The sequence below is a fragment of the Thioalkalivibrio sp. ALJ16 genome (genome assembly GCF_000377345.1).
GTDB lineage: Bacteria > Pseudomonadota > Gammaproteobacteria > Ectothiorhodospirales > Ectothiorhodospiraceae > Thioalkalivibrio.
This window is the reverse complement of the sequence record NZ_KB898054.1, coordinates 16,993-31,433: the sequence shown is the minus strand read 5'-3', so window position 1 is coordinate 31,433 and position 14,441 is coordinate 16,993. Positions and strand designations below refer to the sequence as shown.

The following is a 14,441-nucleotide window of genomic DNA, read 5'->3' as shown; positions in this document are numbered from 1 at the left end:
GTTCACCCCCGGGTAGAGTCTCAAGCTTGCAGCGGCCCCCGCACCGGCCATCAAGGATCGCTGATGAGTCACGAAAAGTTGGCACTGGAGCTCGCGGACTTCTGGTTCCCGGTGATCGCGGACGAGAACTGGGACCAGCGCCTGCGCATTCTCGACGAGATCCATGGCCAGCTGTACCAGGACCTCGAGACCACCGAGGAGTATGAACAGGTCTCCGCCAGCTTCGTGGCCGCGCTGATCGACCGGCTGGGCGCGCCCCCGGTGACCCACCCGGCGCAGGCCCGCATCTATGCCGGCTCGGCGGAGGAGCGGCACTGGGGCGGCGCCCTCGCATGGCAGTTCGGCGTGGAACAGGACGCCGATACCGACGCTCCACCCGCGCGGATGGAGCGTCGGCGCTGGCCGCGCGAGATGGTCAATCTGCTGACCGAGATGTGGATTCAGGGACGACCGGCTCGCTGTCGGCTGGTAGATATCTCGCGTTTTGGCGCACGCGTGATGCCACTGCGCTACCAGCCGCGGCTACCGCCGGGCACGACGATCCGGGTTGTAGTGCCGGATGGCCGTGTACGCGACGGGATTGTCGTGTTTTCCGGCCCGCGCGGGGTCGGTCTGGAATTCCAGGAGGCCGCCGCCTGAAGCGGACGGCCCGTCACTCTCAACCTGAAAGGTACAGCAGCATGAATCACTGCATGGCCAGTCTGGCCACGATGGCCGGCAAGCCCGGATCACCAGGCTCGCGGGTCCCGCCCGCTGCAGGGGGTCGATCGACACGTGTCTAGACCCAGCCGGTTCCGCACCTACCTGGCCCGCTCGGAGGCCGCACGGCATATACATTTCCGGCTACGCTACGAGGTCTACTGCCGCGAGACCGGGTTCGAGCCGGCCTCGCAACATCCGGAAGGTATCGAAAGTGACGCCTACGACGACCACGCCGAGCACTTCCTGATCCACCGCGAGGGGCACCCGTCCGAGGCATGCTGGGTCGGCACCATGCGGCTGATCCTGCCGGGGAAGCGGCCCTTGCCCACGACCGCGCACTGCCGCCTGTTCCCCGACGTGGCTGCCGCCACGCATGTGCCCGCACTGGAGGTGTCGCGCCTGATCGTGCGCGAGGCCTCGCCCGAGGTCCTCTACCATCTGTGCCAGGCGGCGCAGGACTATGCCCGGCGCCATGGCTACGCGCGCATCTTCTTCCTGGTACGCCCGGCCCTGACGCGGCTGCTGCAGCGCCACGGTCTGCCGATCGAGGTCTGTGGCGCCCCGCACCGGCATCGCGGGACCCGCATCCCCTGCCTCGCGCACACCCGCGCGGCGGGCGAGGCGCTACGCGCCTGGCGCCAGCGCCTGCAGCTCCCGACGCACCCGGATATTCCCCACTACACTGCATGGGAGGGCCCCGCGCCGGGACACGCCCCCCACCCCAGGCAGCCCGCGCGCCCCGAGGATGCGCCCCTGGACATGGCGGCGCTTGCGGCAGGAGGACACTAGGCATGGAAAGTGGTTCTGTGGTCAACGCCTTCAAGCAGTACTTCCGGCTGTCCAAGCGCGCTGGAGGCGATCTCGAGGATATCCAGCATCTTCGCTACCAGGTGTACTGCAAGGAGTTCGGATTCGAGCGCGAGGAAGACTGCCCTGGCCACCGGGAGGCCGACGAGTACGACACCCAGGCCTGGCACTGCCTTCTGGAACACCGACCCAGCAGCATGGCCGCCGGGTGCGTGCGTGTCGTCCATGTCGAGTCCCAGGACCCGATCGCGCAACTGCCGATGGAGCGTCACTGCGGCGAGAGCCTGTTCGACGGCGAATGGCACCCCGACCGCCTCGATCGCGACAGCATCTGCGAGGTATCGCGCCTGGCCGTGCACAGCATGTTCCGCCGCCGCAACGGCGAGGCCGCCACCCCGATCGGCGATGTCGAAGCCCTGAAGTTCTCGCCCGACCAGATCCGCGTGTTCCCGATCCTGGCGGTCAGCCTGTTCGTGGCCGCGACCCTGGTCTGCGTGCACTACCGCAAGCAGCACGCCTACGCGATGATGGAACCCGCCCTTGCACGCATCCTGCGCCACACCGGTCTGGAGTTCACCCAGATCGGAGAAGTCGTGAACTACCATGGCAAGCGCGCCGCGTTCTACATCGACTCCGGAAAGGCCCACGAGAGCATCCGCAATTCGAGCGCGCTCAGCGAGCTCAGCCGATACGTGGAGACGACCCTGCTGCACTCCCTGCCACGTCTGCCCGGCATCCGCCCCGGTCCCGCCGCACACCCGCAGCGGCGGCCCTCTGTTGCGCCGGGCGCGCGCATCATTCAGGCCCCGCCCGGCTGGGCGGCCATACCCGACCGCGGGCACCACGGGTTGCACAATTGAGCTCCGCATTCGACTACCAGACGGCATTCGCACGCACGGTCGGCTGGGTAACCACAGCGGAATTGCAGCGGCTGCGCACGGCCCGTGTCGCCATCGCCGGGCTCGGCGGCGTGGGAGGCGCCCACCTCCTGACCCTGGTGCGCCTGGGGATCGGCCGTTTCAATATCGCCGACCCGGACATCTTCGAGCTGGCCAACATGAACCGCCAGGTCGGCGCCACGCAGTCCCGCCTGGACCGCTCCAAGGTCGAGGTGATGGAAGCGATGGCCCGGGACATCAACCCGGAACTCGACATCACCGCGTTCGCGCAGGGGGTGACCTCCGACAATCTCGATGCCTTTCTCGCCGACGTGGATCTCTACGTCGACGGCCTCGACTTCTTTGCCTTCGACATGCGCCGCCGGGTCTTCGCCGCCTGCGCCGAACGCGGCATCCCGGCCGTCACCGTTGCGCCCCTGGGCATGGGGGCGGCACTGCTCAACTTCGACCCGGCGGGCATGTCCTTCGACCAGTACTTTGACCTGCGCGACGGGCTCGACGACGAGGATCTGGCACTGCGATTCATGGTGGGCCTGGCCCCGGCGATGCTGCAGATGGGCTATCTGGCCGATCCGGACACGGTCGACCTCGCGGCGCAGCGCGGTCCCTCGACCCCGATGGCCTGCGACCTGTGCGCCGGCGTGGCCGGCACCGAGGCCCTCCGCATCCTGCTCGAACGCGGGCGCGTGACCTGGGCCCCCCGGGGGGTTCACTATGATGCCTACCGGCAACGCCTGGCTCGCACCTGGCGCCCGGGTGGCAACCGCAACCCGCTGCAGCGCCTGGTACTGGCGGTGGCGCGGCGGCGACTGGCACGGCTGGGCGACCAGCGCCCGCGTCCGGCCTCCGCGAACAAGAGAACCGACTGATGAAGATCCTGATCCTCCTGGCCCTGGCGGGCGCCCTTGCGGGTTTCGCATCCAGCGCCCAGGCCGATGCGGCGGCGGAAACCGATGGTCGCGCGCTGGCCGAGGCCATCCACCAGCGGCCCGACGGCCGTGACTCGGTCACGCGCGGCATCATGACCCTGACCGGGGCGGGGCGACGCGAACGCGTCCGCGAAAGCTACGAATACCGCCTTGACGGTGACGAACCGGGCGAGAGCTGGAACCTGATCCGCTTTACCTCGCCACGCAACATCGCCGATACCGCGATCCTGGTGCACAACCATCCGGGGGGCGATGTCGACCAGTGGCTCTACCTGCCCGCCGCCCAGCGCGAGCGCCGCATCAGCAGCGAGAACCGGGGCGGGAGCTTCGTGCAGTCGGAACTCTACTTCGAGGACCTCGAAGACCGCGAACCGCACAAGGATCACCATCGGATCCTGGGGACCGAGACCTTCGAAGGGGTCGAGGTCACGCTCCTCGAGAGCACGCCCGTGGACCCCGGCAATTCGGTGTACAGCAAGCGCCTGAGCTGGGTGCACGAGGAGACCCTGATCCCGCTGCGCATCGACCTGTATGAGGGGGGCGACGAACCCGCCAAGCGCGTGGAAGTCCAGGAGATCCTGGAGGTGCAGGGCTACTGGACCGTAATGCGCAGCACCATGACCGACCTCGGCAGCGGCCGCGTGACCGTGCTGGAAGTCGAAGACATCGTCTACGACACCGACCTGCCGCGCGACCTGTTCACCACCCGCGGACTGGCGGACCCGGAACGTGCGCGCCCCTATCGCCCGTAGCCCCGGCCCGCGGCTGCCTGCGCGGTGGCGCCCCTCAGGTGTCGCGATCGCCCTGGCCGTTGCCCTGGCCGTAACCCCGGCAGTGCCCGCTCTGGTCACGGCCAGCGACACGACCACCTACACGGTACGCAGCCAGGACACCCTCTGGAGCATCGCCGAGCGCCTGCGCCCGAGCACCGACGTCAGCGTGCAGCAGATGATGCTCGCCCTCTATGAACACAATCCGCACGCCTTCGACGGCGCGCTGGAACGGCTGCGCGCCGGAGCCACACTGACACTACCCCCGGCCGACCGCCTGCAGCAGCACGTTGCCGATGCGGCCCGCGCCCGCGTGCAGGCGGCGGAACCGCTGCCGGCCGAGCAGGGCGCGCACCGCGTACGCAGCGACGAGACCCTGTGGAGCATTGCCACCCGACTGCGCCCGGACGAGGACATGCCGGTACGGCAGATGGCACAGGCCCTGTACGAACACAACCCGAATGCCTTCGATGGCAGCATCGACCGGCTGCGGGCCGGCAGCGTGCTGCGGGTGCCGCCGGAACTCGCCCGCGGCGCCGCGACTATCGCGGACGCTGCCTCACGCCCGCCGCCCGCCACCCCGGATAGCCCGGATGCCCAGGCCCTGGAGCGCGCGGCGCCGGGCGCGAGTGATCCCCGGGAACCCGAAACCACAGAGGCCGATGATGCCGCGGACGCAGACCCGTCCCCCGCGCGCGGCTTCACCTTCGGCGCGGCCCGACCCGAACCCGACGAGGAGCCGGACGCCGCGGACGCGCCCGCCACAGCCTGGGACGTCCGCCTCGACGACCTGCTGCTGGAGGCCGGCATTCTCGCCGCCTCCGACCGCCCGGTGGATACCACGCAGTACGCCCGCGGGCTGCTCCGTGCCGGACGCCCCCTTGGAGACCGCTGGGAGCTGCGCCTGGGTGTGCGCGCCGACCTGCAGGCGCAGCAGGGCGGCGACTTTCCCGAGCGGACCCGCGCCCGCGCCGACTACGACGAGAACTACCTGCGCTACCGGGGCGAGAATGCGCGCCTGACCGTGGGTACCCAGCGCATCCTCTGGGGGCGAGTCGACGAGATCCCGCCCACCGACCGTCTCAGCACCAAGGACCTCACCCGCTTCGGACTCGACCCGTACGCCGAGCGCCGCCGGGCCAACCCGGCCATCCGCGCCGAGTGGTTCCAGGGCCCGTGGCATGCCGACCTCGTGTTCCTGCCCCTGTTCCGGCCCGCGGAACTGCCGGACCGCGACAGCCTCTGGCACCCGGTGGACCGTACCCGTGGCCGCCTGCTGGGACTGCCCGCAGACCCCGCACTGGCGCCAGTGGTCCAGCAGGCGCGGCTGGAGGACGACGTCTCCGGGGACGGGGGCGGCGGCATCCGGCTCGGCCGCTCCGGGCGCGGCGCCGACCTGGCCGTGACCGTGCAGCGCGCCCGTCATTCGCAGCCGTACTATCGCTTTGACGAGCCCTCGCGGCAGGCACTGGCGGCCGGCACCACCCCGGACGACCCCGCGCTGGAGGCGGTACACCCGCGGACCTGGGTGGTGGGCGGTGATACCGCCTTTACCACCGGCGCCTGGACCTGGCGCGCCGAGGCCGCGTGGCTCAGCGACGTGCCGGTCACCCGGCGTGCGGATCTGCGCCAGACGACGGTGGAGGGCGTCGACTGGGTGGTCGGGGTCGAGGGCTTCCCCGGGGATGGCGACTTCCGCATGACCACGCAACTCGCCGGCCAGCACCTGCTCAGTGCAGGCGATGTGCTGGACGCACGCGAAAGCTACTTCGCCACCGGCGAGTTCGAGGCACCGTTCTCCGCCCACAGCTGGCGCGCACGCCTGCGCTACTCGCTGGGCCTCAACCGGCGCGATATCTACCTGAATCCGGAACTGGCCTGGATCGCCAACGAACCGATGGAGCTCTACCTCGGGCTCCACTGGCTGGACGGGGCCGAGGGCACCGTCGGCGGCTTCTACCAGGATAACCGCATGCTGGTCCTCGGCTGGCGGGGGCAGTTCTGATGCACTGGATGCTGCGGCATCCGACCCTGGCGCTGGTGCTGCTGGCCCTGCTGATCCTGGTGCCGGGCCCGATCCTGCTGCAGGTCGATTTCGACAACGCCCCGGAGGCGTACTTCCCGGCCGACGCACCGGCGGTACAGTTTGATCGCGAGGTGCGCGAACACTTCCCGCAGGACCAGGTGCTGGTGGGCCTGTTTGCCGGGCCCGGCCTGTTCCAGCCCGAGTTCCTGGAGCGCCTGGGCGCACTTGCGCGCGACCTCGAGGCCGACCCGACGGTCGAACGCGTACTCGCCGTAACGACGCTCGACCACATCCGGGCCACGACCCACGGATTCTCGGTGGAACCCCTGATCGATACCGGCGACCTGGCGGCGCGCAGCCCCGAGCAGTGGCGTGCGCGCACCCTGGAAGACCGCTTCGCACCGGGGCTGGTCGCAGGCCGCGACGGACAGGCCCTCGCGCTCATCGTGCGCCCCTACGCACTGGACAACAGCCTGCAACGGCTGCAACTGGAGCAACTGCTGCGGCGCAGCGCGGCCGCCCATGGCCTGGAAAACGACCTCGACGCGGTCGCCGGGCACATCGCCCTGGATGTGGCGCAGCTGCGCGCCATGCTCAAGGACCTCGCCCTGCTGGTGCCCGGTACCATGACCGTGGGCCTGTTGCTGCTGTGGTGGCTGTTCCGGCGCTGGCTGGTGGTGGGCGTAGCCGCCGCCACCATCAGCGCGGTCACCGGGCCCACGATTGCCCTGCTGATCCTGCTCGAGCGCCCCTTCACCCTGATATCGGCCATCCTGCCGCCGCTGCTGACCGCCCTCACGATCGCGATGCTGATGCACTTCTTCAACGCGCTGCTGCACGCGGCACAGCGCGGGCACCAGGGCGAGGCACGGGTGCGGGCGGCGCTAGCCGCCGTGGCCCGCCCCACCCTGTTCATGGCCCTGACCACCGCCGCCGGCCTGGCATCGCTGAACGTCAGCAGCATTCGCCCGATCGGCACCTTCGGCCTGATGGGCGCCATCGGCGTGCTGCTGGCCGCGGCCATCGTGCTGTGGCTGCTGCCGGCGCTGATGGCGCGCTGGGACCGGGGCGACTGGAAGACGCCGCAACGCAGCCTGCGCCTGCTGGACCGCGTAACGGGTCTGGCCGCGCATCTGGCCATACGCCGCGCGGGCTGGGTACTCGGGGGCGCCGCCCTGCTGCTCGCACTGGCGCTGCCGCAGATCCGCCACGTCGAGGTGGAGACCGATCTGTACGCATTTTTTCAGGACGATCATCCGATCACCCAGTCCACACGCGCGGTGGAGGCTTCGCTGTCCGGCGTAATGGCACTGGAAGTGGTGCTGCACGGACCGGACTGGGACAGCCTGCAGGACCCGGAACGCCTGCGCGCGATCCAGCGGCTACAGGCCTGGCTGGATGCCCGCCCCGAGGTGGACTACAGCCTGTCGCTGCCGGACCTGGTGACCGAGATGCACTGGGCCTTCAACGAGGAAGACCCGGCCTACCGCAGTATCCCCGACAGCAGCGACCTGGTGGCCCAGTACCTGTTCATCTACGACGGGCGGGACCTGTACGACGTGGTCGATCGCGACTTCGAACGCAGCCGCCTGCTGCTGAACCTGAATGCCCACGGCGCCGGCGAGATCAACGCCCTGATGGACGACCTGCGCGCCCACCTGCAGGCCCAGCCCCCCGCGGATATGGACTGGGACCTCGCGGGCATGGCGCGCCTGTTTGCAGACCAGGAACGCCTGCTAATCCAGGGCCAACTGCACAGCCTCTACACCGTGGCCGCGATGCTGATGGTCCTGATGCTGTGGATGTGGCGCTCGGTCCCAGTGGCCGTGTTCAGCATGGTGCCGAATCTCGCCCCGGTCGCGATGATCTTTGCCCTGATGGGCGTGCTCGGCATCTGGCTGGACATGGCCACCGCGATGATCGCCAGTGTCGCCATCGGCATCGCGATCGACGACACCATCCACCTCCTGCATGGCTATCGCCAGCGCCGGCAGGCCGGGAGCCCGATCGCCTGGGCACTGGCGCGCACCTACCGCCGCACCGGCCGGGCGATCACCGCCACCACGCTGGTACTGGTGGGGCAGTTCGTGCTGCTGGCCCTGTCCGACTTCCAGCCCACCGCCGCCTTTGGCCTGCTCACGGCCTTTGGCCTGATCGCGGCCCTGCTGTTCGACCTGCTGGTGCTACCCGCACTGCTGGTCGCCGCGCACCGCCTGGGCCGCCGTCGCACGGCCTGAACCGCCCGCCCGGGGCCGCGAACACCCCCGGAAAAGACATCCTGTCGAGATGTTTTACAAGCGCGTGCGTTCACTCAAGGTGCTGTTTTTCCTAACTTTTTGACGCCTGGGCTTGCGTGATCGCCACCGGGCAGTCCAGGACACCCCCATCCGCGTCGAGCGTCTTTACACTTCGACACTGCAAACGGCCTCATTCGATACCTCGTCACGAACACCGCCTTCCTCAGGCCGAATCCCATATTTTTAGAATCGAAAAAACAGTCACTTATGATCATTCCGTTCATGATCTTAAAACTGGCACGGTGCCTGCTTAGTATTCAGGCGAGAACAACCGATAGGGCCGCCAGGCCAACCCCGGCGATGGTTGAATCGCCACTAATTGAGCATCAGGAGAGTTCCAATGAACGCGAAAAAAGTGCTTCTCGCTTCGCTCTGCGTCGGCCTTTTCGCCACAGGCGCCAGCACCGCGACGGCTTCGGTGATTGCTTTCGACATGAATCTCGATGCCACTACGGACTACAGTGGTTCGGTCACAAATGTCGAGCGCATCCAGTTCGGCCTGAACACCCAGACCTTCCAGTACGTACAGGACCCGACCAACCCATTGCAGGAAGGTGACGTCTTCTATGACCGTGGCTACGGCGATGCATCAGCATTTCGTACCCCGCTCGATGCCGCTGCACCTCAGTCCGGCCCCGACTTCATTGGCGCTACATACTCCATGGGGCTCCTCTGGGATGAACTCCGCGGGGTGGTCACCGGCACCAATACCGTCGGCGACAACTTTGTGGTCAACGCCAACTACACCTCGGTGGGCACCGACAACTTTCAGCTGTTCATGTCCGACCTGAGCCCCGGTTTTGGGCAGGATTATGAAGGAGCGGCGGCCCACTATAGCGCCGGCGAACAGGTGATGGAGCTGGCCCTGAAGTCCGGCAACAGCATTCTGGAGTTCCAGGAACAGGGCGGGCAATTTATCGAAGGGACCTTCACCTTCGAATTTCAGGTCGTGAACGTGCTGCCGGGCTTCTGGTTCACCGCCGACGGCATCGACTTCGCCGACCTGCTCGAGGACGAGGACGGTGCCCCGACGTTCATGGTCTCGGCCTTTGCCAGCGCCGGTACCATCCAGGAGCCGCCGCCAGTGACCTTCTTCGGTGGTGATGCCAACGATATCTTCGGCACCGAACGCGAAGGTCAGACCCTGTTCAGCGAGACCCAGTCCCGCCACGACGGCAGCCTGCGCTTCGCGGTACCGGAACCGGGCACCCTGGCGCTGATGGGTCTGTCCCTGCTGATGCTGGCCGGCTTCATCGGCGTCGGTGGCATGCGCCGCCGCTCCGCCAATGATGATCGCCAGGCGGCGGCGTAAGCGACGCGGCACCACGATCTCTCCACAACCACTTGGTGGCCCTCCCCCCGGGTCCACCAAGCTTGGGGGCTCCCGCAACGGGAGCCCCTTTTTTGTGCCCGCCACCCGTATCAACGCCGTCCCGACCTCAACACACCCACACCCGGCCATCCCACCCGCCCCCCCGCAACCAGGTCATCCCGGCCGCACCTCCCACACCTGGTCATCCCGGCCGCAGCGAAGCGGAGAGCCGGGATCTCCCACCCTCGCCACCAACACCGCTCAAGCCCCGGGAGATCCCGGATAACCGGTGCGAGGTTCCCGGGATGACATAGCGAGTGGCTAAGCAACCACGTGGGGACGATGCGGGATCACGCCGCTGGACCCATGTGCGCCCAGGGCGGCTCCGGCCGTTCGGGCACGCGCGCCGGCAAAAAAAGGGGCTGCCAGGCAGCCCCTCGGACCACGGGTTGGGAAAATGCCTACAGGCGTTCCAGCAACGCCTCGGCATCCGCGCGCTGCGGGAACTCGTCGCGCCCGTCCAGCAGGCGCTGCAGGCGCTCGACGGCGGCATCCCGCGCGCCGTGTTCACTTTCCGCCCAGGCCAGGTGGTACTGGATACCCGGGTCCTCCGGCGCCAGTTCGCTGGCCCGGCCAAGCAGGTCCACGGCCTCGGCGGGCTCGCCCGCGTGGATCAGTACCACGGCCAGCGTATCCAAGACCGGCGCGGCCTCGGGGGCCAGGTCCGCCGCCCGGCGCGCATAGCCCAGGGCTTCGTCGGTGTGGCTGTCGCGCAGTGACCACGCCAGATTATTGAGCGCGATCACGTCCTCCCCGTCCTGTTCAACGATCAGGCGATAGGAATCGATCGCCCCGGAGCGATCTCCGGATGCCATTTGCTGCGAGGCATACAGGTGCCGCGTCGCCAGGTCCTGCGGATGCTCCTCCAGCCAGGCGGCCAGTGTGGCCTGCCCGGCCTCGGCCTCGCCGACGGCACGCTGCGCGCGCGCCAGTTCGTGCACCCAGTCCCGACGCTGGTCATCCGGGCTTGCCAGGGCAGCCCGGTAATGCCGGACCGCGGCTTCCGGATCATCCCGCTGCACCGCGGCACGTCCCAGCAGGGCCTGGATCTCGGCGCGGTCCTCGTACCGTTCCTGCAGGTTTTCCAGGTGCGGACTGGCGTCGTCCAGACGCTCCTGGTTGACCAGGCCACGCGCCAGCAGCAGGCGTGCCTGGTAGTGATCGGGCTGCCGCTCCAGGAGCTCGCTCAGGGTGCTTTCGGTCGCGGCCTCGTCGCCGGCCTGGGCATGGGCGCGCGCCAGGGCAAGGCGCAGGGTTGCATTGTCGGGCGCCTGTTCAACGGCCGCCGCGAGGCTTTCCACCGCGGCCTCCGGCTGGTTCAGGCTCTGTTGCACATCCGCCAGCGCGTACAGCAGGTCGGCGTTTTCCGGGTGGTGCTCGCGCGCGGCCTGCAAGGTCTCCAGTGCCCGCTCGGACTGCCCTCCCTGAAGCTGGACCTGGGCCAGCATGAGATGCGGCGGGAGCAGTTCCGGCTGCGACTCGATGGCCGCGCGCAGCCAGCGGGCCGCGCCCTGCGGATCACCGTCCTGCAGGCTCATATTGGCCAGGCGCTGTGCGGACCGGGAATGCCCGGGCTGACGCTCCTGGATGGCCTCCAGGACCTCCCGGGCGGCGCCACGGTTGCCAGCCTGCAGCTCCAGGCTGGCCAGGTTCATTGCCACGGAGGTGTCATCCGGGTCCAGCTCGACACCCTCACGGAACGCGGTCCGCGCCTCGTCAACCCGACCCAACCCCATGAGCGCAGCGCCCTGAAGACTCAGCGGGGCAGCCTCGTCCGGCTGCAGCTCCTGCAGGCCTCGGGCACGTTCCAGGGCCTCGTCGTAGCGCCCGGACTGCAGCAGGTACAGCACCATGGTGGTGTCCACCTGCTGGGCCGTAACCGCGTCACCGGTAGCGCGCATCACGTCCAGCCCCTCTTCGGTCTCGCCCCCCTGAAGCAGGGCCACCGCCAGCAGCTCCTGCATTTCCTGCGAGCCAGGCCGCGCAGCGGCGGCCTCGCGCAGGGCGGCGACCCCGCCCTCGGCATCGCCGGCGGCCAGTAACAGGCGGCCACGTAATTCGGCCATGTCGCCCGCATCGCCCGTATAGTCGCGGCTCACGCGGTCGACAAAGCGCAGGGCGTCCTGCACACGCTCCTGCTCCAGATAGATTGCCGCCAGCGTACGGATGCCCTGCAGCGAGCCGGGGCTCTCCTGTACGTGGCGGTTCAGGTTGTGTTCGGCCTGCTCCAGATTGCCCAGGCTGCGATGCGCCAGGCCCAGTCCCAGCAATGCCGGGCTGTAGGAGCGGTTGCCGGCGAGGGCCTGTTCGAAACTGGCGCGGGCGTCACTGAAGCGCTCCTGTTCCATCAGCAGCATGCCGTCCAGGTAGTGCACGCCCGGGTGCGAGGAGCCCCCCTGCTTCAGACCATCGACATCCGACCGGGCCCCTTCGTAGTCACCCGTGTTCAGGCGCACCATCGCGCGTGCCATGTGGTCCCGCCCGGAACCGGGGCGCACCTCGATGGCCCGGCTGAAGGCCTCTTCGGCCCCCTCGAGGTCACCGGTGATCCGTCGATATTCGCCGAGCAGGCTCCACGCCTGCCCCAGCTCCGGCTGCAGGTCCAGCGCCTGTTCCAGCGCTGCGATGGCCTGTTCGGCGTCGCCCTCGGCCATCCACAGGTGGGCTCGGGCCAGGGCCTTCAAAGGCTGCTCGTCGCCGGCGCCAACGCGCGCCAGTTCGGCTTCCGCCGCCTCGCGCTCGCCGACGGCGGCGAACGCCACCGCGCGCAGCGCGTGCAGGCGTGATCGTTCATCCGCAGCAAGATCCTCCGGAACCTGCTGGTCCCGGATGCGCGCAAAGCGGTCGGTCGCAAACCATGCCTCCGCCAGCGGCAGCGTCACCTGGGCCTCGGGGATACCCAGCGACTGCGCCCGCTCCAGCTGGCGGCGCGCCTCTTCGGGGTTGCCCAGTTCGAGGTACACCACCCCGAGGCTGTGGCGCGTACCCGGGGCATCGGTGTTCAGTTGCAGGGCATTGCGGTACTCGATGCGCGCCGCGCGATAGTCGCCCTGCTCCTGCAGGGTCTGGGCGCGATCAAGGTAGTCCTGTTCGCTGGCCGAGCCGATCTGGTCACAGCCCGCCAGGCTCAACCCGGTGGCGAGGATCACGGCGAGCGCCAGCGGCTTCAGCCGCCGGTTCGGGGGTACGCCGGGACGGACCGGGGCGATCCCGGGGCCTTTCTGGGTATGTCGGGTAGTCACCATGGTATGCCTCATCTGAGCCCGTACTTGTCGAGCAGGCCGTAGAGCGTTGGGCGGGTAATGCCGAGGGTGTCGGCCGCCTGGGCGATGTTGCCGTTGCAGCGGCCCATTGCCTTGATCACGGACTCGTATTCGGCCCGGTCGCGGGCCTCGCGCAGCCGTTCCGGGGGCGCGTCCTGGGTGGAGTCCTGCAGGCCCAGGTCGTCGGCGGTCAGCAGGTTGCCGTCCGCCATGATCACGGCGCGCCGGATCAGGTTCTCCATCTCGCGCACGTTACCGGGCCAGCTGTAGTTCTCGATCGCCCGCAGCGCGTCGGCGGTAAAGCCGCGCCGCGGCTTGCCCTGTTCGCGGGCAAAACGCTCGAGCAGGGCGTGCGCCAGCAGGGCGGCATCGCCGGATCGCGCGCGCACTGGGGGGATGTCGATGGCGATCTCGCTGATGCGGTAGTAGAGGTCCTCGCGGAAGGCGCCGTCGCGGATCAGCGCCTGGAGGTCCTGGTTGGTGGCACCGATGATGCGCACATCCACCGGGATCTCGTTGCGCCCGCCGAGGCGCTCGACCGTGCGTTCCTGGAGGAAGCGCAGCAGCTTGGCCTGCAGGCTTTGCGGCAGGTCGCCGATCTCGTCCAGGAACAGCGTGCCCTTGTGGGCGTGCTCGATCTTGCCGATGGTCTGGCGGGTGGCGCCGGTGAACGCGCCCTTCTCGTAGCCGAACAGTTCGCTTTCCAGCAGGTTTTCCGGGATCGCGGCGCAGTTGATGGCGACAAAGCGTTCCTGGGCGCGGTTGCTGAGGTCATGCACCGCGCGCGCCAGGACCTCCTTGCCGGTGCCACTGTCGCCCAGCAGCAACACGGTCGCATCGGAGGGTGCGACACGCTCCACCATGCGGCAGACCTGCAGCATCTGCGGGTCCGAGGTGATGATGCCGGAGAGCGACGAGACGCCCCCGCGGGCGAGGCGACGGTTTTCGTCTTCCAGCTCGTACAGGCGCGCTGCGCGGTCCACGATCAGGCGCAGCAGTTCGGCATCGACCGGCTTGATGTAGAAATCGTAGGCGCCCAGCGCAACCGCCTTCAGGGCGTTTTCGCGATCATCGTTGCCGGTGACCACGATGACCTTGGCCTCGGGCTTGAAGGCCAGGATCTCCTCCAGCAGTGCCAGGCCCTCGGTCGCATTGGCAGGGTCGGGCGGCAGCCCGAGATCGAGCGTGACCAGTTCCGGCTCGTGCCGGCGCATGTGCGCCATGGCACTGGCCCGGTCCTGGGCCTGGCAGATCTCGTAGCCGTCCAGGCACCAGCGCAACTGGCTCTGCAGGCCGGCATCATCCTCGACAATCAGAAGCTTGAGCATCGACTCCATCACATTGCATCCGCCCCCGGGAGGACGTCATGGAGGACG

Annotated in this window: 10 protein-coding genes; 8 read left to right on the top strand and 2 right to left on the bottom strand. The window is 68.6% G+C overall.

Going from position 1 to position 14,441, the window contains the following annotated elements; genetic code table 11:
• Positions 1 to 63: 63 nt before the first annotated feature.
• From D000_RS0112085 to D000_RS0112050, 8 genes are all read left to right on the top strand, one after another.
• Positions 64 to 639, top strand: a complete 576-nt coding sequence (locus D000_RS0112085) for a PilZ domain-containing protein (RefSeq protein WP_018873788.1) — start codon at positions 64 to 66, stop codon at positions 637 to 639.
• A gap of 135 nt (positions 640 to 774) precedes the next feature.
• Complete coding sequence (locus D000_RS0112080; protein WP_018873787.1) at positions 775 to 1,491, top strand: GNAT family N-acyltransferase; 717 nt, start codon at positions 775 to 777, stop codon at positions 1,489 to 1,491.
• 2 nt (positions 1,492 to 1,493) lie between these two features.
• A complete protein-coding gene (locus tag D000_RS0112075; RefSeq protein ID WP_018873786.1) occupies positions 1,494 to 2,369 on the top strand; it encodes a PEP-CTERM/exosortase system-associated acyltransferase in 876 nt (291 codons plus the stop codon).
• Positions 2,366 to 3,277 (top strand): ThiF family adenylyltransferase, encoded by a 912-nt coding sequence (locus tag D000_RS0112070; RefSeq protein ID WP_018873785.1) that lies wholly within the window; start codon positions 2,366 to 2,368, stop codon positions 3,275 to 3,277. The genes D000_RS0112075 and D000_RS0112070 overlap by 4 nt, the downstream gene beginning before the upstream one ends.
• On the top strand, positions 3,277 to 4,089 hold the full coding sequence (locus tag D000_RS0112065; protein ID WP_018873784.1) for an outer membrane lipoprotein-sorting protein: 813 nt from the start codon (positions 3,277 to 3,279) through the stop codon (positions 4,087 to 4,089). Before D000_RS0112070 ends, D000_RS0112065 begins: the two co-directional genes overlap by 1 nt.
• Before the next feature lie 82 nt (positions 4,090 to 4,171).
• Positions 4,172 to 6,112: a FimV/HubP family polar landmark protein gene (locus tag D000_RS0112060; RefSeq protein WP_018873783.1), complete on the top strand. Its 1,941-nt coding sequence runs from the start codon at positions 4,172 to 4,174 to the stop codon at positions 6,110 to 6,112.
• On the top strand, positions 6,112 to 8,370 hold the full coding sequence (locus D000_RS0112055; RefSeq protein ID WP_018873782.1) for an RND family transporter: 2,259 nt from the start codon (positions 6,112 to 6,114) through the stop codon (positions 8,368 to 8,370). The genes D000_RS0112060 and D000_RS0112055 overlap by 1 nt, the downstream gene beginning before the upstream one ends.
• Before the next feature lie 400 nt (positions 8,371 to 8,770).
• Positions 8,771 to 9,742: a PEP-CTERM sorting domain-containing protein gene (locus D000_RS0112050; protein WP_018873781.1), complete on the top strand. Its 972-nt coding sequence runs from the start codon at positions 8,771 to 8,773 to the stop codon at positions 9,740 to 9,742.
• Positions 9,743 to 10,203: 461 nt separating this feature from the next.
• On the opposite strand, the gene prsT is transcribed toward D000_RS0112050, so the two are convergent.
• Together prsT and prsR are read right to left on the bottom strand one after the other, a co-directional pair.
• On the bottom strand, positions 10,204 to 13,047 hold the full coding sequence (gene prsT / locus D000_RS0112045; protein ID WP_018873780.1) for an XrtA/PEP-CTERM system TPR-repeat protein PrsT: 2,844 nt from the start codon (positions 13,045 to 13,047) through the stop codon (positions 10,204 to 10,206).
• 8 nt (positions 13,048 to 13,055) lie between these two features.
• Complete coding sequence (prsR, locus tag D000_RS0112040) at positions 13,056 to 14,393, bottom strand: PEP-CTERM-box response regulator transcription factor (protein ID WP_026279973.1); 1,338 nt, start codon at positions 14,391 to 14,393, stop codon at positions 13,056 to 13,058.
• Positions 14,394 to 14,441: the final 48 nt, after the last annotated feature.